This window comes from Ruegeria sp. CI5, from assembly GCF_056536885.1.
This window is the reverse complement of the sequence record NZ_JBQFQN010000002.1, coordinates 380,833-406,962: the sequence shown is the minus strand read 5'-3', so window position 1 is coordinate 406,962 and position 26,130 is coordinate 380,833. Positions and strand designations below refer to the sequence as shown.

22 protein-coding genes are annotated in these 26,130 nt (G+C 60.7%); 12 read left to right on the top strand and 10 right to left on the bottom strand.

Annotation, left to right across the window (positions count from 1 at the left end; genetic code table 11):
* Positions 1 to 4: 4 nt before the first annotated feature.
* Positions 5 to 1,321: an MlaD family protein gene (locus ACR0BA_RS10660; protein ID WP_170367367.1), complete on the top strand. Its 1,317-nt coding sequence runs from the start codon at positions 5 to 7 to the stop codon at positions 1,319 to 1,321.
* Entirely contained in the window at positions 1,318 to 1,974 is a 657-nt protein-coding gene (locus tag ACR0BA_RS10655) for an ABC-type transport auxiliary lipoprotein family protein (RefSeq protein WP_170365932.1), read from the top strand. Before ACR0BA_RS10660 ends, ACR0BA_RS10655 begins: the two co-directional genes overlap by 4 nt.
* Positions 1,975 to 1,991: 17 nt before the next feature.
* Here the strand turns inward: ACR0BA_RS10655 and ACR0BA_RS10650 are convergent, their stop codons facing one another.
* Genes ACR0BA_RS10650 through ACR0BA_RS10635 form a run of 4 tightly spaced genes read right to left on the bottom strand, consistent with a single transcriptional unit; the run spans position 1,992 to position 7,871 of the window.
* On the bottom strand, positions 1,992 to 3,923 hold the full coding sequence (locus tag ACR0BA_RS10650; RefSeq protein WP_480727875.1) for a vWA domain-containing protein: 1,932 nt from the start codon (positions 3,921 to 3,923) through the stop codon (positions 1,992 to 1,994).
* A complete protein-coding gene (locus ACR0BA_RS10645) occupies positions 3,920 to 4,465 on the bottom strand; it encodes an RNA polymerase sigma factor (RefSeq protein ID WP_170341331.1) in 546 nt (181 codons plus the stop codon). Before ACR0BA_RS10645 ends, ACR0BA_RS10650 begins: the two co-directional genes overlap by 4 nt.
* A 55-nt stretch (positions 4,466 to 4,520) precedes the next feature.
* A complete protein-coding gene (locus ACR0BA_RS10640; RefSeq protein ID WP_480727873.1) occupies positions 4,521 to 6,101 on the bottom strand; it encodes an FMN-binding glutamate synthase family protein in 1,581 nt (526 codons plus the stop codon).
* A gap of 24 nt (positions 6,102 to 6,125) precedes the next feature.
* A complete protein-coding gene (locus ACR0BA_RS10635; protein WP_480727871.1) occupies positions 6,126 to 7,871 on the bottom strand; it encodes a thiamine pyrophosphate-dependent enzyme in 1,746 nt (581 codons plus the stop codon).
* Between the two features lie 224 nt (positions 7,872 to 8,095).
* On the opposite strand from ACR0BA_RS10635, the gene ACR0BA_RS10630 reads away from it, so the two are divergent.
* Entirely contained in the window at positions 8,096 to 8,467 is a 372-nt protein-coding gene (locus ACR0BA_RS10630; protein ID WP_254429382.1) for a fluoride efflux transporter FluC, read from the top strand.
* Positions 8,464 to 8,826 carry a fluoride efflux transporter FluC gene (locus ACR0BA_RS10625; protein WP_170365938.1) on the top strand — a complete coding sequence of 121 codons (363 nt, stop codon included), beginning with the start codon at positions 8,464 to 8,466 and terminating at the stop codon, positions 8,824 to 8,826. Before ACR0BA_RS10630 ends, ACR0BA_RS10625 begins: the two co-directional genes overlap by 4 nt.
* A gap of 7 nt (positions 8,827 to 8,833) precedes the next feature.
* Here the strand turns inward: ACR0BA_RS10625 and ACR0BA_RS10620 are convergent, their stop codons facing one another.
* The 4 genes from ACR0BA_RS10620 to ACR0BA_RS10605 are packed head-to-tail and all read right to left on the bottom strand — an operon-like array spanning position 8,834 to position 12,831.
* Entirely contained in the window at positions 8,834 to 9,160 is a 327-nt protein-coding gene (locus ACR0BA_RS10620; RefSeq protein ID WP_480727869.1) for a cytochrome o ubiquinol oxidase subunit IV, read from the bottom strand.
* Entirely contained in the window at positions 9,153 to 9,785 is a 633-nt protein-coding gene (locus ACR0BA_RS10615) for a cytochrome c oxidase subunit 3 (protein WP_480727867.1), read from the bottom strand. Before ACR0BA_RS10615 ends, ACR0BA_RS10620 begins: the two co-directional genes overlap by 8 nt.
* Positions 9,782 to 11,872, bottom strand: a complete 2,091-nt coding sequence (locus tag ACR0BA_RS10610) for a cbb3-type cytochrome c oxidase subunit I (protein WP_480727865.1) — start codon at positions 11,870 to 11,872, stop codon at positions 9,782 to 9,784. The genes ACR0BA_RS10615 and ACR0BA_RS10610 overlap by 4 nt, the downstream gene beginning before the upstream one ends.
* The gene (locus ACR0BA_RS10605) at positions 11,869 to 12,831 is read right to left on the bottom strand and encodes a cytochrome ubiquinol oxidase subunit II (protein WP_367646476.1); all 963 of its coding nucleotides are present in this window, start codon (positions 12,829 to 12,831) and stop codon (positions 11,869 to 11,871) included. The genes ACR0BA_RS10610 and ACR0BA_RS10605 overlap by 4 nt, the downstream gene beginning before the upstream one ends.
* 139 nt (positions 12,832 to 12,970) lie before the next feature.
* Between ACR0BA_RS10605 and ACR0BA_RS10600 the strand changes: the two genes are divergently transcribed.
* The 8 genes from ACR0BA_RS10600 (at position 12,971) to ACR0BA_RS10565 (ending at position 23,947) form a co-directional block, all read left to right on the top strand.
* Positions 12,971 to 14,206, top strand: a complete 1,236-nt coding sequence (locus ACR0BA_RS10600) for a lytic murein transglycosylase (protein ID WP_480727864.1) — start codon at positions 12,971 to 12,973, stop codon at positions 14,204 to 14,206.
* Positions 14,207 to 14,624: 418 nt separating this feature from the next.
* Positions 14,625 to 16,253 (top strand): peptide ABC transporter substrate-binding protein, encoded by a 1,629-nt coding sequence (locus ACR0BA_RS10595; RefSeq protein ID WP_093963729.1) that lies wholly within the window; start codon positions 14,625 to 14,627, stop codon positions 16,251 to 16,253.
* A gap of 68 nt (positions 16,254 to 16,321) precedes the next feature.
* Positions 16,322 to 17,245 carry an oligopeptide ABC transporter permease OppB gene (oppB, locus tag ACR0BA_RS10590; protein WP_093963128.1) on the top strand — a complete coding sequence of 308 codons (924 nt, stop codon included), beginning with the start codon at positions 16,322 to 16,324 and terminating at the stop codon, positions 17,243 to 17,245.
* Positions 17,246 to 17,257: 12 nt separating this feature from the next.
* Complete coding sequence (locus ACR0BA_RS10585) at positions 17,258 to 18,187, top strand: ABC transporter permease subunit (RefSeq protein WP_480727863.1); 930 nt, start codon at positions 17,258 to 17,260, stop codon at positions 18,185 to 18,187.
* Position 18,188: 1 nt separating this feature from the next.
* Positions 18,189 to 19,994 carry an ABC transporter ATP-binding protein gene (locus ACR0BA_RS10580; protein WP_480727861.1) on the top strand — a complete coding sequence of 602 codons (1,806 nt, stop codon included), beginning with the start codon at positions 18,189 to 18,191 and terminating at the stop codon, positions 19,992 to 19,994.
* Between the two features lie 218 nt (positions 19,995 to 20,212).
* On the top strand, positions 20,213 to 21,106 hold the full coding sequence (gene galU / locus ACR0BA_RS10575) for a UTP--glucose-1-phosphate uridylyltransferase GalU (protein WP_093963131.1): 894 nt from the start codon (positions 20,213 to 20,215) through the stop codon (positions 21,104 to 21,106).
* A 72-nt stretch (positions 21,107 to 21,178) separates the two neighbouring features.
* The gene (locus ACR0BA_RS10570; protein WP_480727860.1) at positions 21,179 to 22,615 is read left to right on the top strand and encodes a mannose-1-phosphate guanylyltransferase/mannose-6-phosphate isomerase; all 1,437 of its coding nucleotides are present in this window, start codon (positions 21,179 to 21,181) and stop codon (positions 22,613 to 22,615) included.
* A 255-nt stretch (positions 22,616 to 22,870) separates the two neighbouring features.
* Positions 22,871 to 23,947: a DUF2793 domain-containing protein gene (locus tag ACR0BA_RS10565; protein WP_480727859.1), complete on the top strand. Its 1,077-nt coding sequence runs from the start codon at positions 22,871 to 22,873 to the stop codon at positions 23,945 to 23,947.
* Positions 23,948 to 23,980: 33 nt separating this feature from the next.
* On the opposite strand, the gene fcl is transcribed toward ACR0BA_RS10565, so the two are convergent.
* Both fcl and gmd read right to left on the bottom strand, forming a co-directional pair.
* Positions 23,981 to 24,958 carry a GDP-L-fucose synthase gene (gene fcl / locus ACR0BA_RS10560; protein WP_480727857.1) on the bottom strand — a complete coding sequence of 326 codons (978 nt, stop codon included), beginning with the start codon at positions 24,956 to 24,958 and terminating at the stop codon, positions 23,981 to 23,983.
* Positions 24,959 to 24,968: 10 nt separating this feature from the next.
* Positions 24,969 to 26,093, bottom strand: coding sequence for a GDP-mannose 4,6-dehydratase (gene gmd / locus ACR0BA_RS10555; protein ID WP_170365953.1), 1,125 nt, complete (start codon positions 26,091 to 26,093; stop codon positions 24,969 to 24,971).
* Positions 26,094 to 26,130 lie beyond the last annotated feature (37 nt).

The following is a 26,130-nucleotide window of genomic DNA, read 5'->3' as shown; positions in this document are numbered from 1 at the left end:
GGCGATGGAAACCCGGGCGAACTATATCCTGATCGGCGCGTTTACACTGGCGGGCATCCTGAGCGCGTTCGGCTTCTTCCTGTGGCTGGCCAAGTTCGAAGTCACGCGCCAATACGCTTACTATGACGTGCTGTTCGACAACGTGTCGGGCCTGTCAGCCGCCGGTGGCGTCAGCTATAACGGCCTGCCCGTGGGACAGGTCATTTCGCTGGACCTGGATGACGATGACCCGTCCAAAGTAAGGGTCCGGCTTGAGGTTGATGCTGACATTCCGGTGACCACGGACACGATCGCGCAGTTGCAGTCGCTGGGAGTGACCGGCGTCAGCTATGTCGAGTTGTCGGGCGGGTCGCCCGATGCCGAACGGCTGCCGCAGAACAGCGTCATCAAAAGCAAGCGCAGCGCCATCCAATCCCTGTTCGAAGGCGCACCCAAGGTCCTGGACGAGGCGGTGACCTTGCTGGAGAACCTGAACGCAGTGGTGGATGACAACAATCGCAAGGCCGTGTCGGACATTCTCGACAACCTGGCTTCGGCCTCGGGCCGGCTGGACAAGACCCTGAACGATTTTGAATCCCTGTCCAGCGATCTGGGCGGCGCGGCAAAGGACATCGGGGCCTTCACCAAACGCCTGGATCAGTTGGCTGATACCGCAGAAACCACGCTGACCACCGGAACTGATACGCTGAACAGCATCAAAACGGCCTCGGAATCGGCCAAAACCGCACTGGACAGCGCGAACCAGACGCTGGCGACAGCCAACAAGGTCATCGAAGACGACGTCCGCCCCTTCATCGAGCGCGGGTCGCAACTCGCGGACCGCCTGATCGGGTTGTCGGATGAAGCCGCGGTAACCATGGCAACCGTCAACAATACATTTGCCAACGCCAACCAAACGCTCGACTCGGTGACCGCGGCCATGGATTCGGCGAAAGGAACTCTGGCATCCGCAGAACGCGCGTTCGACTCGGCCAATCGCGTGATGGACGAAGACGTTGCACAGGTTGTTGACGACATCCGAAACGCCGCCACCAAAGTGGCCGAAACGGTAACGAACGTGACCGACAAGATCGACCAGATTTCAGCGGACGTTCTGAGCGCGTCGCAATCGGCATCGGACCTGTTGGGAACGATCGACGGCATCGTTCAACAAAACCGCCGGCAGGTTTCGGACTTCCTGCGGGTCGGACTGCCTCAATTCGTTCGTTTCGTGGAAGAATCCCAACGCCTTGTCATCAGCCTGGACCGTCTTGTCGACAAGGTCGAGCGCGACCCCGCGCGTTTCCTTCTGGGCACCCAAGCATCGGAGTTCCGTCAATGATCAGGCCCCTTCTTCTGACCCTTGCAATCACGACGCTGGGCGGATGTGCCGGTCTTGGCACGTTGAAACAGGCCTCGAAACCGAACGACCTGTATCTGCTGACCCCCAAGAGCACGTTCTCGCAGTCTTTGCCCCGGGTGCAGAAACAGATCGTCATCCAGGAACCCACTGCGACCGCTGCGGTGAACACCGACCAGATTGCCGTGCAGCCGACGCCCCTGCAGGTCCAGTATCTGCCGCGTGCCCGGTGGGTGGACCGAGCACCTTTGATCGTTCAGGCGTTGATGGTCGAAAGCTTTGAAAACAGCGGTCGCGTCGCCGCCGTGGGCCGTTCGACGGTCGGCCTGCGCGCCGACTACGTCATCGTTCCGGACCTGCGCGAGTTTCAAGGGATTGTCGTCGGAGAAACCGAAAACTCGAAAACCGTAAAAATCGAAGTGCGAATGAACATCAAGATCATCGACGAGTTCGAAGACAAGATCATCGCTTCAAGCTCGTTCCAGGAAGCCGTTGTCTCGACCAGCGACGAGACGCCGGATCTTGTTACCGCTTTTGACACCGCCTTGGGCAAAACCATGCGAGACGCAGTTGAGTGGAGCGTGCGGAAGATTCATTCGCACGCTGCCAACAATCCGCGCCCGTCGTTGAACTGACACGGATTGCCCACCCTTTATTTTGACAGGGATTGCGCCAGACGCATCAGGGTCACGGCTTCGGTCCGGTACCCGAAAGGATCGGCCCCACGGGCTGTGTTGCCCATCGCGATTGCATCATCATAGCTCCAGTCGGACAGGTAAGTGCCGCCGCGCAACAACTGGCCGAAACCTGCAATCGCGACGGAAAACCTCACGTCGTCCGTCTGGCGGCCCTGCCCGTCCATGATCGGTTGCTCGATCAACTGGCTGCGCGTGTCGCCGGGTGTTTTGTACCGCAGCTTGAAATAGCCGATTTCATCACTGCCCGAAGCGGGGGCGGTGTTTCCATACCGTAGCGGTGCATTGCGAATTGCGTTGGAGCCGACCGGCGTGACTTCGTAAATCGCGGTCACGCTGTGGCCAGCACCTATGTCGCCCGCATCAACAGTGTCATTCAAAAAGTCCTCGCGGCGCAAAGCGCGGGTTTCGTATCCGATCAGGCGGTATTCGGCGATTTGGGCAGGGTTGAATTCGACCTGAATCTTGACGTCGTTGGCAATCGGAAACAGCGCACCGGTCAGTTGGTCAACCAGCACTTTGCGGGCCTCACCCAGCGTGTCGATGTAAGCCGCCTGTCCGTTTCCGTTCTGGGCCAGGGCCTGCATCGTCGCGTCATCAAGGTTACCGCGCCCGAAACCCAGAACGCTCAGATATGTTCCGCTGTCGCGCTTGTCAGAGATAAACTCCTTCAGAGCTTCGGGATCGGACAGGCCAACGTTGAAATCCCCGTCCGTGGCCAGAATGACTCGCGTCACCTCGCCCGCGGCGGCCATGTCTGCAGCAACCTGATAGGCTTGCTGAAGCCCGGCTTGTCCCGCTGTGGATCCGCCCGCGTCCAAGTGTTCGAGCGCCCGCAGGATCTTGGCCTGATCGGCTGCAGATGTCGGCTCCAGAACCTGGCCCGCACTGCCGGCATAGGTCACGATCGACACCTGATCCTCGGGTCGCAACTCGGGCAACATCAGGCGCAGGGACTGTTTCAACAAGGGCAACTTGTTGGCGTCCTGCATCGAGCCCGAGGTGTCGATGAGAAAGACAAGATTGAGCGCCGGACGCTCCTCGATCACCGGAAGCGTTCCCTGAATGCCGATATGGACCAGTCGAGTACCGGTATTCCAGGGGCTGGGCATGACCGTGATGCTTGGCTGAAACGGCACCGCGCCGTCCGGCGCCGGATAGGAATAGGGAAAGTAGTTTAGCATTTCTTCAATCCGCACCGCGTCACGCGGGGGCAAGTGACCAGCCAGAAGCGAGGACCTGACGATGGCGTAAGATGCGGTATCGACATCAATCGAAAACGTCGAAATCGGTTCTTCCGCGGTGACCTTGAGTGAGTTGGTTTCGGCGTTTGCAAATTCTTCGGACGACTGCTCGGGCCGCGCTGGCGGACGAAAAGCGTCGCTCGAAACCGAAGGGGCCACTGTGCTGTCGGCGAGGCGGCCTTGCGAGAGAAGGCTGCGTTTTGCCAGAGGTTCCAGCGCTTCTTCCACAACCATCGGCGCTTCGGCAACGGGTTCCTCAAGAACCATCTCGGCCGTTTCAGCGTCTGATTGTCCGGATGGTCGAACCGCCTGCGGCTGGCCGGTCACCCGGGTCTCGGTACCGAACCTAGGGGACAGCACACCGTCCCGCGTCTGCGGCACGATCATGATCAGTGCCACGGCAGCGATGGCTGTTGTAGCGGCCAGCGCGCCGCGGGTCGAAATTGCATTCAACATGGCTTTGGTTCCTTCTGTCACGCGGGCCAACGGGCCTCGCCTGACATTGGGACGCGTACCGGGTCGAGATCCTTGGAGATCAGCAAAGTTTTTTTTAGCCAGCTCCAGATTGACGGCCCGCCGCTTTTCATCCGGTGCAGGCGTTGCGGCATCCATCAGTGTTTTCAGATCATCGAGCTCATCACTCATTGGGCAAGCTCCTCTTGTTTGATCGCGCGCAGGCGCTTTCGGGCTTCGGACAGGCGCCATGAGACCGTGCCCTCGGACACGCCCAGCACGTCGGCGGCCTGTGCATGGGTCATTTCATCATCCAGCGTCAGCGCCAGTGTCTGACGCAGATCTTCGGGCAAACTCTGCATGGCCCGTTGCAGCCATGACAGGGCCTCGGCCGTCTCGACGGCTTCGGCGCGCCGCATCTTTTCCACATCGCCCCAGCCGATAGCTGCCCGGTTTCGGCTGACGGTTCGACGCCGCGCATCGTGTGCGGCGTTGCAGACGACCCGATACAGCCATGTCGTGAACTTTGAACTCGCTCGAAAACCGACAATTTTTGCGGGCAAGGCTGCACATATGTCCTGCGTCAGATCTTCGGCGACCTCGGCGCTGCCGGTCAGCCGAAAGGCCAGCCGGAACACGCGGTCATAATGCCGTCCAAGCAGCGTCGCGAACGCTTCCGCGTCCCCGTTGGCGGCCCCATGGGCCAATTCTTCATCCGAGGTCAGTTTGCTCATTCTGACTATTCAGACGCAGGACAGGAGCGGATCCTTGGAACATTTGAGAATAAAATCAGAAATGGCTGGCCGACGCCTTCTGCCAATCCGCTGCAAATTCCTGCGGCACTGTGTCTTTCAACAAGGCACCTGGCTCGATAAAGGTGTAAAGTTCCGCGTATGAGCACTCGCGCTCATTGGCAATTCGGCGGTAGATATCGGATGGGCCGAGGTCAGATACGCGCTCTTTCCCCATTGCACCCAGTATTTCGCGAAAGCTTTCCAGAGTGGCGTCATGAAAGCGGTGAACCCGCTTGCGTTTCTGCGCCACGTTGACCGCGCGCCCGCGAATGGGATCCTGTGTTGCGACGCCTGACGGGCAGCGGTTCGTATTGCAATGCAAGGCCTGAATGCAGCCCACGGCGAACATCATCGCCCGCGCCGCATTGCACATGTCAGCCCCCAGCGCGAATTTCTCGATCATGTCATAACCAGTTGCCACTTTGCCTGAACAGACCACCCGGATCTTGTCCCGCAGACCTACTCCGCGCAGACTGTTGTTCACGAAGATCAGCCCTTCGTTCAACGGTACGCCCAGACGGTTGGTAAATTCCACAGGCGCCGCGCCGGTCCCGCCTTCGGCCCCGTCTACGGTGATGAAATCGGGCAGAATGCCCGTTTCCAGCATGGCCTTGCAGATCCCCATGAACTCGGACCGGTTGCCGATGCACAGCTTGAAACCGACGGGTTTGCCCCCGGACATTTCGCGCAGGTGTTGGACGAAATGCATCAAGCCCGTTGGCCCGTCAAAGGCCGAGTGAATGGGTGGCGAAATCACATCCTGATGCACGGGCACGCCTCGAATAAGCGCGATTTCTTCGTCGACCTTGGCCGCCGGCAGAACACCACCATGGGACGGTTTCGCGCCTTGGGACAGCTTGATCTCAATCGCCTTCACGACGTCCTTCTGGGCATTCTGGGCGAACTTGTCCTTGTCAAAGCCGCCCTCTGCCGTCCGACAACCGAAGTATCCGGTGCCAATCTGCCAGATTATATCGCCGCCTTCGGCAAGATGGTGCGGCGACAGCCCGCCCTCGCCCGTGTTGTGTGCGAAACCGCCATCCTTGGCCCCGCCGTTCAAGGCGCGGATCGCGTTGGCGCTGAGTGCCCCGAAGCTCATCGCTGAAACGTTCAGCCGCGATGCGAGATAGGGCTTTTCACACTGAGGACCGCCAAGCATCACACGCTCTTCGCTTTCCGGAACGTCCTTGGGCGCAAGCGAGTGATTGGCCCGGTGATATCCGACTTCGGTGATATCGTACTGGGTGCCGAAGGCCTGAGTGTCGACCTGTCCCTTTGCTCGTGAATACACCAGCGCGCGAATGATCCTATTGAAGGGCCGCCCGCTTTCGTTGGTTTCCACGAAATACTGGCGGATTTCCGGGCTGACGAACTCCAGCATATACCGGAAATGGCCCAGAACCGGATAGTTGTTCAGTACGTTGTGTTTGGTGGTCAGCATGTCGTACAGCCCGACCAACGCGTAAGGGACCAGCAAAATCAGCAGCCAGAATGCCGGAGGCCAGTACAAACCCCAGACCACGGTCAAAGGCAGAACCACATAGGTCACGACATAATATATTCGACGTACGATCATCTTGCTCTCCCTTGGGCCAATCGGTCAGAGGTTGGCCTTGAGTTCCTTGACCCAGTTGTCCCACTGCGCATGTTCACCCTTGGCCAGCAGAATGCCTTCTTTCAGTTTCGACATGCCGAATCCCCAGGCCATCTTGGTATCGATATGCGGAGGCATGACCAACTCGCCGGGCGTGACCATGGCGTCGATGATGAATGGCTTTCGGCTGGCTTTGGCGCGCGCGACGGCCTCGGGGATGTCAGCCGCATGTTCCACACGGACCCCGTCCCCACCGCAAACCCTCGCATATTCCGCAAAGTCCGGGTTCACCAGATCGGTAGCAGCGGGGTTCAGCGGATAACCCGCCACCTCCATCTCCATCTTCACGAAGCCGAGCGTCTGGTTGTTGAAGACCAGCACCTTGATGGGCCACTCGTAGCGCACGGCAGTCACGAAATCCTGCATGGACATGCCAAAACCGCCATCCCCGCAGAACGCCCAAACCTCGCGCTGCGGATCCAGCGCGGCGGCTCCCAACGCCGAAGGCAACCCGGACCCCAGTGACGAATGGTTGAACGACCCCACCATGCGCCGTCCGCCTTTCATCCGGGTCTGACGCGCCACCCAGACCGTGCATTCGCCGATATCCATTGCAAATATTGCGTTATCGGCAGCCTGGTCGGAGACCTGCCGCGCGAACAGCTGCGGGTGGAGTGGCTCGGTGTCGCACTCGAGGCTGGAGTCGCGGTCTTGCTGCGCCAGCCATTTCGTACACAGTTTGACCTGACGATCGGCAAACGCCCTGTCGTCTTTTGCGGCCAGCTTTGGCAGGAGCAGATCCAGCGTCGCGCCGACATCTCCCAGCAATCCCGATGCGATGGGCGCGCGGCGTCCCAGATGTTCGACGTTGCGATCGATCTGGATGATTTTCGCTTTTTCCGGCAGGAACCACTCGTAAGGGAAGTCCGTCCCCAGCATCACCAGCACATCGCAGTCGCGCACTGCATGATACCCGCCGGGATTGCCGATCAACCCGGTCATCCCGACCACGTTGGGATCATCATAGTCAAAAATGTCCTTGCCCTTGAGGGAATGCGTGATCGGCGCATTCAGCCGTTGGGACAGAGCCAAAACCTTGTCCTTGGCTTCTCTGCATCCCACGCCGGCGAAAAGAGCGACTTTCCTGCCCGCGTTGATGATCTCGGCCGCACGGTCGATTTCGGATTCGGGCGGGATCAGCGTTGATGGCGTTTTCAGGATCGGGTGCAGTTGGTGCAAGCTGGGCACCTGCTGTTCGGATATGTCGATGGGCAGTTCGATCCGCACGACCTCGCGGTTGATCAAGGCGCGTTGTACGGCGATCTGAGCCAGTCGCGGCATCTGGTCCGGCGAATTGATCACGGCCTGGTAGCCGCAGATATCCTCGAACACTTTCTCAAGATTGACTTCCTGGTGGTATCCGGTCCCGCGCTCCCGATGAGCGACCTGACCTGTGATCGCCACGACCCCTGCACCCTCACGCCGGGCGTTGTACAGTCCATTGATCAGGTGAAGCGCGCCGGGTCCGACGGTTCCGGCACAAATCCCGATCCCGCCGGTCAGATGCGCCTGGGCATAGGCTGCATAGGCTGCGTTTTCCTCGTGCCTGACCCCGATCCATTCGAACCGGCTATCCCCGCGCATGGCTTCAAGCAGGGGGTTGAGCGCATCGCCCGTCACGCCGAAGATCTGGCACCCTCCGGCATCCGCGAGAATATCCAGCAATACCTTGCATACGGAATTCGACGTCATGACCTGCCCTCTGGTTCCGACCCCATCGGGCCTGTCCCGATAGATCGTGGGCAGGTTGCCCTTTGATTGCAAGCCTTTGTACGGCCACCCCTAGCATCGGGCGGATTTGCGGTGGCTTGGTTGCGGCGGTTGAACCCGGGCGGCACAGCCGCTATCCAAATCCAAACCCCACAGGCGGAGAAGCGTCCTTGGCCAAAACTCAGGCGGCAGTTTCGGGGAAGCCCATGATGTACGCCGCCGTCTTTGTCGGCGGGGCGGCTGGGTCGATCCTACGCGAACTGTTTGCGCTGGAAATTCCGGGGATGCCGTTGCTGACATCGACCTTCGGCATCAATGTCGTGGCCTGTTTCATTCTGGGATGGCTCTACGCCATACGGGGCCGGGTGCATGCCCATGTTCTGCACCTCGGGGCCGTTGGTTTCTGCGGCGGATTGTCGACGTTTTCGTCCTTTGCCGCCGAACTGGAACGGATCGCTGAAACCGACGGCTGGTCGGTCATCTTGCCGTTGGCGGCCGAAGTCATCTGCGGTTTGGGCGCGGCCATTCTGGGCGAGGCAATTGGACGCCGCCGCCACTCAGGAGGGCGGGCCGAATGACCGATCTGTATCTGCATGCGGTGTTTGGGCTGGGCGGCGGACTGGGAGCAGTCCTTCGCCACTGGGTCGCGCGGGCCATCACCCACGACCTGCCGGTCTCGACGCTGGTCGTGAACGTATTGGGCAGCCTGTTGTTGGGGCTTTGGATCGGGTACCTCGGCGGGCCCGTGGAGATGGCCGAAGAAGAAAAGCGCCTGGTTTTCGGCTTTTGCGGAGGGTTCACGACATTCTCCAGCTTTGCCTACCAGTCTCTTGAACTGCAGCGTGAGCGGACGATTGTCCTTGCGGGTGGAAACATCCTGCTCAGCCTCGGACTGTGCTGGCTGGCCCTGTGGCTGGGACTGTGGATGATGGGCTAGCCGGTCGCTACATGCCCGGCATGTGCATCCGCATGGCCAGATTGCCCAGGATCCAGACCGTTCCAAGAATGATGATCAGCAGAACCAGCGTCGAGAACAGGACCAAATCCAGATCTTCGCGGCTGCTGCGGCGACGGTCGATATGCAGGAAATAGACCAGTTGAACGATCAGCTGCGCCAAACCCAACAGCCCAATTGCAAGATAGACACCCTTGGTCTCGATGCCGAACCAGTAGGCGATCCCAAACACGATCAGTGTCAGCAACAGCGAGCCGCCATAGCCGATCACATACCGGCGCCGCTCGCGTCTGTGCATCTCGGACCGTTTATCCATAGGTCAGCCCTCCGAAATACACGATGGTGATGATGCCGATCCAGATCAGATCAAGGAAGTGCCAGAACAGTGCCAGCCGCACCACGCGCGAAATCACGAGGTCGGTCATCCCCATGACCCGCAGTTGAATGCCCAGAACGACCAGCCACACACAGCCCGCCGCCACATGCAGCCCGTGCAGAGGCACCAACCCGTAGAAGGCGGACAAGAAACCGCTGCGCTGCGGGATGCCACCCTTTTCCGCCATCGACATGAAATCGCGGATTTCGAGGACCAGAAAACTCAGCCCAAGCAGCAGCGTAACCCCGAACCACAGGACGATCCGACCGCGCGGCAGGTTGTATTTCAGCGCCAGCATGGCAAGTCCAACAGTCAGGCTGCTGGTCAGCAGGATCAGGGTCTGGGCAAAGATGCTGTAGAGATCGAACAAGTCGTGCGGGCCAGGACCACCGGCCTGCGCGTCGATCATGGTGACGTAGACGCCGAACATCAGCCCGAAATAGACCAGGTCGCTCATCAGAAAGACCCAGAAACCGAAGGTCACCACTTCGGTCGCCTTGTGGGCGCTGGCATGACGCCGCCCAAGGTTCAGACCTGGGTAACTGTGGGTTGGTGCAGGCGTCATGTCGCCGCCTCCAGATCCGGTCGGGCAAGCCCGGTGTTTTCTGGCGCACCTTCGTGATCCCGGTTCACAGGGGTCGCGTTGCGGACCACGTCCAGCCAGGCCTCGTGCTGCCTGCGCACTTCTTCAGCTGAAACCACTTCTTCGGTATCGGTCTGAAAGGTCCACAGGATGAACGACAGGATCATCATCACTGTCACCAGCGCCGCCAGCCACCAGATCCACCAGACCAGCGCAAACATCCACACACCGCTGAGCACGCAGAGCACGAAACCGATGCTGGTGTTGCGCGGCATGGTGATGTCCTCGTACCGGTCGGGGTGCGGGTAGGCCTCGCCACGCTCTTTCGCGGCGGCAAAATCGTCGCGGTCCGTGACATGCGGGATGATCGCGAAATTGTAGGGCGGCGGCGGGGCCGGGATCGACCATTCCAGCGTACGGGCGTCCCAGGGGTCGCCAACCGATACGCGGCTCTGTTCGCGGTTGCGGATGCTGACCCACAGCTGCACGACGACCGACAGCAAGGCCGCCAGAATGACCAGCGCGCCGATGACGGCCGTGATCATGTAGGGGTGAAAGCTCGGGTCCTCCCAGCTGTAGGAGCGGCGCGGCATCCCCATCAGGCCCACGAAATACAGCGGCAGGAAGGTCAGCATGAAGCCCACCGTCCACAGCACGACCGATATCCGCCCCCAAGCCTCGTCCAGGCGGAAGCCGAACGCCTTGGGAAACCAGTAGTTGTAGCCCGCAAGCAATCCGAACAGGACACCTGGCAGCAACACGTTGTGGAAATGCGCGACCAGGAACAGCGTATTGTGCACCTGATAGTCAACGGTTGGGTTGGCCAGGATCACCCCGCTGAGCCCCCCGATCACGAATAGCATCAGAAAGGCCAGCCCGTACAGCATCGGCACCGAGAACCGGATGCGGCCGCGATACAGGGTGGCCATCCAGTCATAGACCTTGACGCCGGTTGGTATGGCGATCAGCATCGTGGCGATGCCGAACACCGCGTTGATCAGGGCGCTTTGGCCCATGGTGAAGAAATGGTGCAGCCAGACGGTGAACGACAGCACCGCAATCGACATGGTCGCGATCACCAGTGAGTTGTAGCCATAGAGCCGCTTGGCCGAGAAGGTCGCGAAGACTTCGGAATAGATGCCATAGGCCGGCAGAACCAGCAGATAGACCTCGGGGTGGCCGAACAGCCAGAACAGGTTGGCATAGTTCATCATGTTGCCGCCCAGGTCATTGGTGAAGAAATGGAAATCAAGATACCGGTCAGCGGCCAGCAACAGCGCCGCCACCCCCAATGGCGGCATGGCGAACACGATCAGGATCGAACTGCAGATGATCGTCCAGCAATACATCGGCAACCGCATGAATTTCATCCCAGGCGCGCGCAGTTTGTAGATCGTGACGGCAAAGTTGATCCCCGTCAGGGTGGTGCCGATGCCCGACACCACGATCGCCCAGATCCAGTAATCCGGCCCCACGCCCGGATTGAAGGCCGCGCCGGTATAGGGCGGATAGGCCGTCCAGCCGCCGGTGGAAAACTCGCCCACCACCAGTGAGACCATCAGCATCATCCCCGCCGAAACCGTCAGGCCGAGGCTGATCTGATTCATCACCGGAAAGGCCACGTCGCGTGCGCCGATCATCAGCGGGACGAGGAAATTCGCCAGTCCGAACACGAAGGGCACCGCAACGAAGAAGATCATGATCGTGCCGTGGGTGCTGAACAGTTCGGCAAAGTGTTCGGCCTCGAGGAACCCCTCGCCCGGCCCGGCCGCCTGTTGGGCGCGCATCACGACGCCTTCCAGAACGCCGCGCGCCAGCATGACGATGGCAAAGACGATATACATGATGCCGATCTTCTTGTGATCCGCGCTGGTCAACCAGTCGCGCCACAGCGGCCCCCACAGGCGAAACCAGGTGAGCAGTCCCAGAACCGCGGCCACCCCCACGATCACCACGCCCGCCGCGGCATTGGCCACGATTTCATTCGTATTGGGGTCTTGGATCAGCCCGGCGATGGGGAAGGCATCCCAGTTCAGACGGCCGAAGAAACCGGACTCGGCAGATGTCATTGCTTGTCCTCCTGCCCGTATTGAGCGGTTCCCGGTTGCTGATCCTGCGGCAAAGGTTGCCCGTTGTGATACCGGCCCAGGATGCTGTGGAACAGATCGCCATCATCCAGGCGGAAATACAGCGCATTATCGGGCATCTGCGCGGTGCCAAGCGCGGCCTGAACCTCGTCCCGGTCCGTCCGCATGGCCAGTGTCCGATAGGTTGCCGGATTCAGAACGATACCGTTCTGCCGAACACGGTCGACCCATGAGTCGAAATCCGGCGGCGGCATCGCGACCGTCTGGAACTTCTGCTTGGTGAAGCCGCGCCCGTTGTACTGGGTGTTTTCGCCCTGCATTTGTCCGGGGGCATCAGCCACGAGATGCAATTGGGTCGTCATTCCCGGCATCGCATAGATCTGCCCCGCCAGGGCGGGAACCATGAATGACTGCATCACCGTGTCCGTCGTCAGTGTCAGGGCGACTTGTTGTTTTGTTGGCACCCCGAACTCACCCACCGTCGCGATGCCCAGGTCGGGGTAGATGAACAGCCATTTCCAATCCAGCCCCACCACCTGCACACGCAGGGCCGGTTCATCGCCGAACGGGGCCGCGTAAGGGTCCAGCCGGTGGGTTGCTTTCCAAAGATAAAAGGACAGCAGCGCCACGATCACCACCGGCACACCCCACATCGCGGTTTCCAGCATGGGCGAGAAATCCCATTTGGGCCGATAGGCAGCCGGGCTTTGCGCGCGGCGCCGATAGCGAAGAGCGATCAAGGGAACCAGAACCAGAACCGGAATGACCGCAATCAGGATCAACGCGGTCGCGCGCACCAGGTGTGTTTTTTGGACCGCCGCAATAGGGCCTTGAGGATCCATGAAACTGTCGCTGGCCAGAGCCGATTGCGCCGTGCCCAACCACAATACGACCACGATCAGCGCTGTCAGTACCGCAGGTATAGTCCTGTTTCCGCTCACGCCGGATCGCCCTCATCAAACTTCAGGTTGGTGCAACTATCGGCAGAGTCAGCAGATTTCACAAGGTTTTTCCCCGGCGGCCGTAACCCACGTCACCATCGAGTTGACTTGGCCAGTGGGTCGGGTCAGGCATTGTGTCATGCGTTTACTGCTTTTTCTGATTGGACTGATCGCGTTTTCCGGCGCAGCGATCGCGCAGGACCGAGCCGCGGTCGAGCGGCAGTTTCAGGACTGGTTGCAGCAACAGGTCTGGCCGTTGGCCCGGGCGCAGGGTGTATCACGCCGCACGTTTGACAGCGCAACCGAAGGGGTTCGCCTGAATTGGGAACTGCCTGATCTTGTTCCGCCGGGTTCTCCGGCACGGACGCCCAAAAAGCAAAGGCAAGCCGAGTTCGGGTCCCCCGGCCGGTATTTCAACGCAAATTCGGTTCAGGGTGCCGCCGCCGGCGGTCGGCGTATGGCCAAGCGTCATGCGGAAACGCTGCGCCGGGTCGAGGAACAGACCGGCGTTCCCGCCCGGATCATCCTTGCGGTCTGGGGCCGAGAAAGCGGCTATGGGCAGGTTCCGATCCGGCATGACGCAATCCAGGTGCTGGCCACCAAGGGATTCATGAGCACCCGCGCGGATTATTTTACCGGCGAACTGATCGCCGCGCTGCAGATCGTCGAGGCCGGTCACGTGAACGGCCGCGCGATGAAAAGCAGCTGGGCCGGCGCGTTGGGCCAGCCCCAATTCATGCCGACCAGCTTTTTGAACCACGCGACCGACGGCAATGCAGACGGCCGGGCCGACATATGGGGGTCGGCCGACGACACGATCGCATCGATCGGAAACTACCTCGCGCGGCACGGTTGGGTCAGCGGCCGCGATTGGGGGTTCGAGGTGACGGTACCGGCATCTGTGTCCTGCGCGCTCGAGGGTCCCGACCAGGGCCGGGCGATCCGCGACTGGGTCTCCATGGGCGTCACCCGCGTCTCGGGACGCCCTTTTCCCGAACACGAGCTGCGCGGCGAGGGCTACCTGATGATGCCAGCTGGCCGGAACGGTCCGGCCTTTGTCGTAACGCCTAATTTCTACGTTCTCAAAGACTACAACATGAGTGACCTCTACGCCTTGTTCGTGGGCCATGTGGGCGATCGCATTCAGTATGGCGTGGGCGATTTCAAAGGCCGCTGGGGCAAGGTGGGCGGTCTCTACCGGTCGGATATCGCGACCATGCAGCAGGCGTTGATCGCGATGGGGCACGACGTGGGCGGTGCCGACGGGCTCCCGGGATACAAAACCCGCCGGTCGATCGGCCGCTGGCAGGAAGAAACCGACCAGCCCCCCACCTGTTTCCCCGAAGCCGGCATGAAGTCGCGGCTGCGTCCCTGACCGCTGGCGATTCGCCTGATCGGGCGAAAGCGAGCGGCGAAATTCTGCCGAAACAGATCGCGCCTCGGGCTGTAATCCGGGCGGCCTGGGCACGAAAATATCGCAACGATACACGCCATCGTTACAAAATTTCGGCGACCACGCGTCACGAAGTTTCTTTCTACCTTTAGGCGATCCGGACTCATGGGAAGGCTTTAACCCTGCCCAAAATAGTGGCACGGTCTCGGCCAGCGAGAGGAAGCTCTTGCATCCACTTCACCGACTGCAATCCAGAAAGCTGCGACGCAGTGTTCCTTGCGAATTGGCACAACCCAAAATTCAAAAGAACCGGGTCCCAGCGGATGTCGGGCAACCAGGGCCGCCGGACGCCATCCCATATGGATGCGCAGACCGCCGCCACAATAATTGGGAGAAGATCATGAACACCATCCTTCGAAACTCGGTGGCGGGCCTGCTGTGCTCGACCTTCATCACCGGAGCCGCGCTGGCCGCGGGCACCCATCCGGTCACCGGCGAGCCGCTGGCCGATGACCAGACCTTCGTCTACCGCGTGCTGGACGAGCACAGCTCGGTCGACCCGCAGGTGGTCGAGGACGTGTCGGGCGCCGAGATTGTCCGCGACCTGTTCGAAGGTCTGATGAACCAGGACGAAGACGGCAACCTGGTTCCGGGCGTGGCCACCGGCTATACCACCAACGAAACTAAGGACGTTTACACCTTCACCCTGCGCGACAACGCCAAGTGGTCGAACGGCGATCCGGTCACCGCACATGATTTCGTTTTTGCGTGGAAACGCGCCGTCGATCCGGCCCTGTCCTCGCCCTATGCCTGGTTCATGGAACTGATGTCGATCGAGAACGCCGCCGAGATCATCGCGGGCGACAAGCCGGTCGACGACCTGGGCGTCAAGGCGATCGACGACCACACGCTGGAAGTGAAACTGAGCGCGCCGCTGCCCTATTTCCCGCAGATGACCACGCACTCGACCACCTTCCCAGCCCCGCAGAAGGTCATCGAGCAGTTCGGCGATGAATGGACCAAGCCCGGCAACATCGTCTCGAACGGCGCCTATGTCCTGACCGAGCACCTGCCCAACGAACGCTCGGTGCGCGAGCGCAACCCGATGTACTGGGACAACGACAACACCATCATCGACAAGGTCGTGGCGCTGGTCATCAACGATGAAAACGTGGCCCTGACCCGCTATCTGGCCGGTGAACTGGACCGCACCGAGGTGCCCGCAGGCCAGTTTCCGCGCCTGAAGAAAGAATACCCGAACGAGGCGATCAGCTTCCCGCGCCTGTGCAACTACTACTACACGTTCAACCTGTCCGACGGCGGCCCCGAGGCCTTCAAGGACCCGAACGTGCGTCAGGCCCTGTCGCTGGCGGTTGACCGTAAGATCATCACTGAGAACATCCTGGCCGGCGGTCAGCCCGAAGCCTATACCTTCGTGCCCGAAGCCACCGCAGGGTTCACCCCGCCGGTCGTGGAAATGGCGTCGATGACGCAAGCCGAGCGCGACGAGCTGGCCAAGGAACTGCTGGCCGAGGCCGGATACGGTCCCGACAACCCGCTGAGTTTCGCGATGGTCTACAACACCTCCGAGGCGCACAAGAAAGTCGCCGTGGCCCTCAGCCAGATGTGGAAGCAGAAGCTGGGCGCGCAGGTCGAGCTGGCCAACATGGAATGGAAGATCTTCCTGGAAGAGCGCGGCAACCAGAACTTTGAACTGGCCCGCGGCGCATGGTGCGGCGACTACAACGAAGCCTCGACCTTCCTGGACCTGCTGCAGTCGGATTCCGGCTACAATGACGGCAAGTACAACAATGCCAAGGTCGACGAGCTGCTGGCTCAGGCCAAAACCTCGGACGATCCGGCCCCGCTGTACACCGAGGTTGAGCGGATCATCGCACAGGAAACCCCTGTGATCCCGATCTACCACTACGCCGGTGTCTACATGATGGACAGCGACGTGGGGAACTGGCCGGTGAACAACGTCGAGCAGAACTGGTACTCGAAGAACCTCTACAAGATCGCCGAGTAATCATCATCCTTTGATCGCGCCCTGCCCCGGACATGCTCTGGGGCAGGGCCAATAATTGGGGGCATGAAATGCTTGCCTATGTCATCCGGCGACTGCTGATCGCCGTTCCGACGATCCTGTTGCTGATCGTCGCCAGTTTCTTTCTGATGCACTTCGCGCCCGGCGGGCCCTTCACCTCGGAGCGGCCGTTGCCGCCGCAGGTTCTGGCCAATATCGAGGCGCGCTACGGGCTGGACCAGCCGCTGTGGAAACAGCTGTGGGATTACCTGTACAACATCGTGGTGCATTTCGATTTCGGCCCGTCCTTCAAGTTCAAGGACCGCGACGTGAACGACATCATCGCGCAGGGCTTTCCGATTTCGCTGACCTACGGGATGCTGTCCTTCCTCGTGGCCACGCTGGTGGGCGTCAGTTTGGGCATCGCCGCCGCGATCCGCCACAACAGCTGGATCGATTATTTCGCCGTGGGTCTGGGCATCGCCGCCCAGGCGCTGCCTAACTTCATAATGGGTCCGATCCTGATCCTGACCTTCACCCTGTGGCTGGGCTGGCTGCCGGGCGGCGGCTGGAACGGGGGCCAGTGGCAATACCTGATCATGCCCGTCATCGCGCTTGCGACCTCGTACATGGGCTCGATCGCGCGGATCACGCGTTCGTCGATGCTCGAAGTTCTGAATTCGAACTTCATCCGCACCGCGCGGGCCAAGGGCCTGCCCACCCGCACCGTGATTTGGCGCCATGCGCTGAAACCCACGCTGCTGCCGGTGGTGTCCTATCTGGGGCCGGTTTTCGTCTATGTGCTGACCGGCTCGGTGTTTGTGGACATCTACTTCTCGACCGGCGGGCTGGGGCAGGCCTATGTGGGTTCGGCCCTGTCGCGCGACTATGCCGTGCTGCTGGGGGTCACGATCCTCTATGGCGTGCTGACCGTTCTGGTGAACCTGCTGACCGACCTGGCCTATGCCTGGTTCGATCCGAAAATCCGTTACTAAGGGGGTTGGCAAATGCTTGGAAAATCTAAGAAAGCCGCCCATCTGGCCGAAGACATCACCGATTACACGGTCATTCAGGGACGTTCGCTTTGGCAGGACGCGCGGATGCGTTTTGTCCGCAACAAGGCCGCCATGGCCAGCGTGTTCATCCTGGCACTGATCGTTCTGTTCACGATCATCGGGCCCTACTTTGCCGTCTGGAGCAACGAGGAAATCGACTGGAACGTCATGGGCGACGTGGCCGGCATGGGAATGCCGTCCATCGAGACAGGGCACTATTTCGGCGTCGACGATCTGGGGCGCGACCTGTACAGCCGGGTCATCCAGGCCACCACAACCTCGTTGCTGGTGGGTCTGATCGGGGCGGCCACCGCGCTGATCGTGGGCACGTGCTATGGCATCGCCGCCGGATATATCGGCGGGCGCGTCGACGGCGTGATGATGCGCTTCGTCGACATCCTGCTGGCCATTCCGGCCACGCTGGTCATCATCCTGCTGCTGGTCGTGGCGGGGCGGTCGTTCTTCATGCTGTTCATCGCGCTAGGTGCGGTGGGCTGGCTGACCATGGCGCGGATCGTGCGCGGCCAGACCCTGACCCTGAAGAACCGCGAGTTCATCGAGGCCGCCCGCGCCGCCGGTGTCAGCGAGTTCACCATCATGTACCGCCACATCCTGCCCAACCTGCTGGGCGTTGTGATCGTCTATGCTTCGCTGCTGGTGCCCGAGATGATCCTGACGGAGAGCTTCATCTCGTTCCTGGGGCTGGGGATTTCCGAGCCCTATACCTCGTTGGGTCGTCTGATCGCCGAGGGCGCCGGAACCATGGGTTACGGCACGTTGTGGCAACTGATGTACCCCCTGGCATTTTACGTCACCATCATCATAACGATGTTCTTCATCGGCGATGGCCTGCGTGACGCACTGGATCCGAAGGACCGCTGACATGAGCCTGCTTTCCGTAAAGAACCTGAGCGTTCAGTTCGACACGTCCGACGGGGTGGTCGAGGCCGTCAAGAACATCAGCTTTGACATCGCGCCGGGCGAATGCCTGGGCATCGTCGGCGAAAGCGGGTCAGGCAAAAGCCAGACCTTCATGGCCGCGATGGGGCTGCTGCCGCCGGCGGGCCGGGCCACCGGGTCGGTGCTGCTGAACGGGCAGGAAATTCTGAACCTGCCCGTGAACAAGCTGAACCAGATCCGCGGCGATGACGTGGGCATGATTTTTCAGGACCCGCTGACCGCCCTGACCCCGCATTTGCGGGTCGGCCAGCAGATGCGCGAAGTCTTGCAGGTGCACGAAGGCCTGCAGGGTTCGGCCGCGCGGCAACGGTGCCTGGAATGGCTGGACCGCGTGCGCATCCCCGAGGCCGCGCGCCGTCTGGACCAGTTCCCGCACGAGCTGTCGGGTGGGATGCGCCAGCGGGTGATGATCGCCATGTCGATGCTGTGCAATCCCAAGCTGCTGATCGCCGACGAACCGACCACCGCGCTGGACGTGACCGTTCAGGCCGACATTCTGGATCTGATGGTGCGACTGCAAAAGGACGAAGGCACCGCCATCGCCCTGATCACGCATGACATGGGCGTCGTGGCCCGCATGTGCGACCGGGTGCAGGTCATGCGCCTGGGTGAGTTCGTCGAGGCCGGCGACACGCGCGAGATCTTTCACGCGCCCAAGCACGACTATACCCGCACCCTGATCGAGGCCATGCCCCGCATCGACGCGGGCGACGCGCCCAAGGCGGTGGAGACCGACGCGGCGCCGCTGCTGAAGGTCGATGACGTCAAGGTGCATTTCCCGATTCACGTTCCGGGCGGCATCTTTGGCCGCAAGGTGCCGTTGAAGGCGGTGAACGGCGTCAGCTTTGACATCCGCAAGGGTGAAACCCTGGGCGTGGTCGGTGAGTCGGGCTGCGGCAAGTCCACCCTCGCCCGTGCCGTGCTGCAGCTGATCGAGCCGAGCGCCGGGAATGTCAGCTGGCTGGGTCATCCGATCGTCGGGCTGAAACGGGCCGAGCTGAACAAGTACCGCAAGGACCTGCAGATCGTGTTCCAGGACCCGCTGGCCAGCCTGGACCCGCGGATGACGATCTCCGCCTCGATCGCGGAACCGCTGAAAACCTATCGCCCCGACCTGACCGAGCGCGAGCGCAAGCAGATGGTCGCCGAGATGATGGAACGGGTCGGCCTGAACGCCAACATGATCAACCGCTACCCGCACGAGCTGTCGGGCGGTCAGAACCAGCGGGTGGGCATCGCCCGGGCGATGATCAACAAGCCCAAGCTGATCATCTGCGACGAGGCGGTCTCGGCGCTGGACGTATCGATTCAGGCGCAGATCGTGCAGCTGCTAAAGGAACTGCAGCAGGAGTTCGGCCTGTCGATGATCTTCATCAGCCACGATCTGTCGGTGGTGCGCGCGGTGTCGAACCGGATCATGGTTCTGTATCTCGGCCGCATTGTCGAGCTGGGCGATGGCGAGGTGATCTGCGCTAACCCGGTTCATCCTTACACGCAGTCGCTAATCTCGGCGGTGCCGATCCCGGACCCGGATGTCGAGCGCAGCCGCCAGCGGCTGAAACTGCCGGGCGAGCTGCCCTCGCCGATGGATCCCAAGGCGGCGCTGCGGTTCCTGCCCAGCCGCCTGGCGGCGGGTCAGACCGACTATGTTCCCGCGCTCAGCGAGATTTCGCCCGGGCATTTCGTGGCTGAACACGATCCGCTGGAAGCGATCATGGCGAGCGCTTGATCCAGTCCCCGAAGCCGGGCAACCGGCTTCGGGGTGCTTGCCCGTTAGGGCAGAGATATTGGAAATGGGTATTTTGACTTTGCCATGACCAGATGGCACCCTTCGGTCGTTTTCGGCCTGTTTCTTCGGGCATCATTGATTGATCCGGTTTCGCAGCCTAAGAGGAAGCCCCGGATGCACCACGTCCGCCGGCTAAGTTTTTGAATTTGAGAGGTCACATGTCACGCAAGGTCACCAAGGCGATTTTCCCTGTCGCAGGATTGGGCACCCGGTTTCTTCCGGCAACGAAATCCGTTCCGAAGGAAATCATGACGCTGGTCGACCGGCCCCTCGTTCAATATGCCATCGACGAAGCACGCGCTGCGGGTATTACAGAGTTCATATTCGTCACATCACGCGGGAAATCGGCGCTCGAAGACTATTTCGACCACAATCTCGTGCTGGAGCAGGAACTGAAGGCCAAAGGCAAGGATGATTTGTTGGAGGTTCTCGAGAACACCAACATGGAAAGCGGTGCTATCGCCTATATCCGCCAACACAAGGCTTTGGGCTTGGGACACGCCGTATGGTGCGCCCGCCGCCTGATCGGCGATGAACCCTTCGCGGTCATGCTGCCGGACGACGTTATTGCAGCCGACAAACCCTGCCTGCAGCAGATGGTCGAGGCTTACGAGGAAACCGGCGGCAACATGGTCGCCGCGATGGAGGTCGCACCCGAAAAAACCAGCTCGTACGGGATACTGGACGCCGCCGACAGTTCCGGCAAGGTGATCCGCGCCCGCGGCATGGTCGAAAAGCCCAAGGCCGACGAGGCTCCGTCGAACATGGCGGTCATCGGTCGATACATTTTGGGGCCATCGGTGCTGTACAACCTCAATCAGATGAAGAAAGGCAGCGGCGGGGAGATCCAGCTGACCGATGCCATCGCCGAAGACATCGGCAACGGTGTCCCGGTTTTCGGATACCGCTTCGATGGTCAACGGTTCGACTGCGGATCCAAGGCGGGCTTCCTGCAGGCCACCGTGGCTTTTGCCTTGGCCCGGAATGACCTGCGCGACGATCTGAGCGCCTATCTGAATGATATTGTTGCCACAGGTCGGGCCGCCCAATAAGCGGCGGTCCTTCACCCACCCTGTGATGACTGCGATAAAACGTCAGAAAACCAGCCGAAAAGCCCATTCGTCATGACCACCATCTATCCCGTCATTCTGTGCGGCGGCTCCGGAACCCGCCTGTGGCCGCTGTCCCGAAAAAGCTATCCCAAGCAGTTCGTGCCTCTGGTCGGAAGCAGCAGCCTGTTGCAGAACTGTGCGGACAGGATGCGAGGGCCCAAGGACGCACCGTACGCCAAGCCCCTGATACTCACCAATGAATCGTTCCGCTTCATCGTCACCGAGCAGCTTACCGCCATTGGTGTCGACCCCGGTCCGATCCTCATTGAACCTGAGGGCCGCAACACGGCTCCGGCGGTTTTAGCGGCCGCGCTTTACCTGTCGAAGGTAGACCCGGATGCTTTAATGCTGGTGGCACCTTCCGATCACGTCGTTCCCGACAAATCCGCGTTCCACGCGGCGGTTTCGCAAGGTGTGACCGCCATCGAGAGGGACCGCAATCTGGTGACGTTCGGGATCACTCCGGACCGGCCGGAAACCGGATATGGATATCTGAAGCTCAGCGCTGCGCCCGACGCGACAGGTGCTGCGGTCGCATTGGACCATTTCGTTGAAAAGCCCGATCTGGATCGGGCCAAGGCCATGATCTCCGATGGCAGTTACCTGTGGAATTCCGGCATTTTCCTGTTTGCGGTGCGCGACATCATCGCTGCGTTCCAGGATCATGCACCCAACCTGTTGCCGCCGGTGCAGACTGCCGTCGAGGACGCGAAGGCCGATCTTGGCTTTCTGCGACTGGACGCATTGGCCTGGGGGAAAGTCGAAGACATATCGATCGACTACGCGGTCATGGAACGGGCCAAAAACCTGAGCGTTGTTCCCTATGCCGCCGGCTGGTCGGATGTCGGCAGCTGGTCGGCCGTCCAGGAACTGAGCAGCCCCGACGAAAACGGCGTTGCGACCACCGGTGAGGTGACGACGATCGACTGTAACAACGTGTTGATCCGGTCCGAGTCAGCCTCACAAGAAGTCGTGGCCATGGGGCTCGAGAACATGATCGCTGTGGCCATGCCGGATGCCGTTCTGGTGGCCAGCATGGACAAGGCACAGGATGTCAAACAGGCCGTGGCCGCCCTGAAGGCCAAAGGGGCACCGCAGGCCGAAGCTCTGCCGGTCGACCATCGCCCCTGGGGCTGGTTCGAGAGCCTGGTCGTGGGCGAACGATTCCAGGTCAAACGGATTCACGTAAACCCCGGCGCGGCCCTGAGCCTGCAGTCCCACCACCACAGGTCCGAGCATTGGATCGTCGTAGAAGGTACCGCCAAGGTCACGATCGATGACGAGGTTCGTCTGGTCAGCGAAAACCAGTCTGTCTACATCCCCCTTGGCGCGGTTCACCGCATGGAAAACCCCGGCAAGGTGCCTATGGTCCTGATCGAGGTTCAGACCGGCGCCTACCTCGGAGAGGACGATATTATCCGGTACGAGGATGTCTACGCCCGCAACTGATCCTGGCTGAACACCGCGGCTCCGGTCGCCAACGGTTCACGCTTTGGGCGTACAGGTCAGAATCAGCTGACCGACCTCCATACTAAAAATATCCACAGCCGCCCCAAAAGGGCGGCTTTGTTTCGTATTTGGAAATCCACAAGTAACCAAATCCTTTTTGTGTCGTTCGCACGTGAAAGCGGGGATTCATCCCATCCGCGGCAGGGTGGCGCGCAGCGAATTCCGTGAATCGATGGCCCAAGGAGGATCCCGCCCGTGTCCCAAATCACCCCCCGTTTGAATCTGCCGTTTCTGCAACCCTCACAGGCGCAAAAACACGTCACCCACAACGAAGCGCTGCGGCAGCTGGACCTGATCGTGCAGCTGAGTGTTGTGGCTCTGGATGAAACCATTCCACCTGCGGCACCAGATCAAGGTGCCATCTACGGCTTGGGGGCCAGCCCGACAGGCGCCTGGGCGGGGAAGCCTGGGCAACTCGCGGCTTGGCTGGACAATGCTTGGGTCTTTGTCACGCCGGCAAACGGATGGCGTGTTTGGGACCAAGCCGGCGCCGCGCTCAAGGTCTGGGACAACGGCGGATGGATCGATCCTCCGGTCAATACTGCGAACCTTGCCGGGGTCGGGGTCGCAACCGGATACGATCCGACCAACCGCCTTTCGGTTCGGAGTCCCGCCACATTGCTGAGCCATGACGGGAGCGGCCACCAGCTGAAGGTCAACAAGGCTAGCGCGACTGACACCGCCTCCCTCCTGTTTCAGTCCAACTGGACCGGCCACGCCGAGATGGGCCTTGCGGGCAGCACCGATTTTTCCATCAAGGTTTCACCGGACGGCGGCTCTTGGACCGAGGCTGTGCGCGTGGATGCCACATCGGGAACGATCAGTGGCGCGGCCGTTCAAGCCAACCCTGAAGATGTAACACCGGGACGGCTGATGCGAGCCGACTACGGATATTGCCCCGGCAACCTCGTGGGTCCGGTGACGCAGTCTGGCGGGATCCCGACCGGCGCAGTGATCGAACGCGGCGCAAATGCGAACGGCGAATTCGTTCGTTTCGCGGACGGAACTCAGATCTGCACCCTCGCGGCGAGTGCGGTGGCCTGTACTGCCGGCATGGGGCCACTGTTTGCAAGCGCCCAGAATACTTGGACTTTCCCCGCGCCTTTTGCTGTGGGCAGTACTCCAACCCTGAGCGGCAGCGGTAATGCTCTGGGACGGTTCATCAGCTTCGATTTGCCGACCGAAACACAGGTAGCGTGGCAAGTTCTGTCGGCGGTGTCCGATCCGGCAGCGATACCCCCGGCGGCCTCGGCCATCGGCCGCTGGTTCTGATCACCGAACGCACCCGGTCTTTGGGCCGGGTGCTTATTTGGCCCGCAGGTCGTCGGCCGATTGATCAAGGAACCAGTCATAGGTCTCGCGGATACCATCTTCGAGACCTATGCGTGCTTTCCAGCCCATCTCGGCCAACCGAGAAACGTCCATCAGCTTGCGCATCGTACCATCAGGCTTGGTGGTGTCCTGCGTGATCCGGCCGGAATACCCGGTGATTTTGGTGATCAGTGCGGCCAGTTCGGCAATCGAAACGTCCTGCCCGCAGCCCACGTTTATGTGACTCAGCATGGGGTGCGTATTGGCCTGATACACGTCCTGCGGCAAATCCATTACGAACAGCGATGCCTCGGCCATGTCATCGACATGCAGGAATTCACGCCGCGGCTTGCCAGTTCCCCAAATCAGCACCTCGTCCAGCCCGTCGCGTTTGGCTTCGTGGAAGCGGCGGATCAGTGCTGGCAGAACATGGCTGTTCTCAGGGTGAAAATTGTCTCCCGGCCCATACAGGTTGGTCGGCATGACCGACCGGTAGTCGACCCCGTGCTGACGGTTGTAGCTTTCGCACAGCTTGATCCCGGCGATCTTGGCAACCGCATAGGGTTCGTTCGTCGGCTCCAAAACTCCCGTCAGCAACGCGTCTTCACGCATCGGCTGCGCTGCCTCACGCGGGTAGATGCAGGAACTGCCCAGCTGCAGAAGACGCCGTACGCCAGCCGCAAAAGCCTGATGGATCACGTTGCACTCGATCATCAGATTTTCGTAAATGAAATCTGCAGGATACGTGTTGTTGGCGTGAATCCCCCCTACCTTGGCAGCGGCCAAGATCACTACGTCTGGGCGCTCGGCCTGCATGAAGGCGCGGACGGCCGCCTGATCGGTCAGATCCAATTCGGAATGGGTTCGGGTCACCAGTTCAAGCGCCTCGCCATCGGCCTGGCGCGCCTTGAGCTGGCGCAGGATTGCGCCGCCAACCATGCCACGATGTCCGGCGATGTAGATCTTGCGCATTTCTGCCTCCTCAGCCGTTTTCCAAGCTGACCGGCAATTCGAACCCATGCTCTTTCAACAAGGCGTGACGCTTGGCGGTTTTGAGGTCTTCCAGAACCATCTCTGCGCACATTTCCTGCACGGTCAGCTCCGGCTCCCAACCCAGCTTGGCCTTGGCGTTCGACGGGTCACCCAGCAGAGTGTCCACCTCGGCTGGGCGGAAATACTGCGGGTCGATCCGCATGATCACGTCGCCGGGTTTCAGCGCTGGGGCGTTGTCGCCGTCGATCGCCGTCACCGTTGCGACCTCGTCGACACCGCTGCCCGAAAACTCCAGGGTGAGCCCAAGCTCGGCCGCCGACCATTCGATGAACTGGCGTACGGAATACTGCTTGCCGGTGGCAATAACGAAATCCTCGGGCTTGTCCTGCTGCAGCATCATCCACTGCATCCGCACGTAATCCTTGGCATGGCCCCAATCGCGCAGGCTGTCGATGTTCCCCATGTAAAGGCACTTCTCCAGGCCCTGGGCGATGTTGGCCAGACCACGCGTGATCTTACGGGTGACAAAGGTTTCGCCGCGGCGCGGGCTTTCGTGATTGAACAGGATTCCGTTGCAGGCATACATCCCGTACGCCTCACGGTAATTGACCGTGATCCAATACGAATACAGCTTGGCCACCGCGTAGGGCGAGCGGGGATAGAACGGGGTCGTTTCGCGCTGCGGAGTTTCCTGGACCAGCCCATAAAGTTCCGACGTGGACGCCTGATAGAACCGGGTCTTGTTCTCAAGTCCCAGGAACCGGATCGCCTCAAGCAGGCGCAGGGTGCCGATGGCATCGACATCCGCGGTATATTCCGGCGACTCGAAGCTGACGGCCACGTGAGATTGGGCGCCCAGGTTGTAGACTTCGTCGGGCTGAACCTCCTGAATGATGCGGGTCAGGTTCGAGGTATCGCTCAGATCGCCGTAGTGCAGGCGCAGCTTCGGATCAGGCTCGTGGGGGTCCTGATAGATGTGGTCGATCCGCTGGGTGTTGAACGAGGATGCCCGACGCTTGATCCCGTGAACTTCATAGCCCTTTGCCAACAGAAATTCGGCCAGGTAAGACCCGTCCTGTCCGGTAATTCCGGTGATCAGCGCTTTTTTGGTCATCAGTTTGTTCCACCAGTTTCATGGACGCCCATTTGTC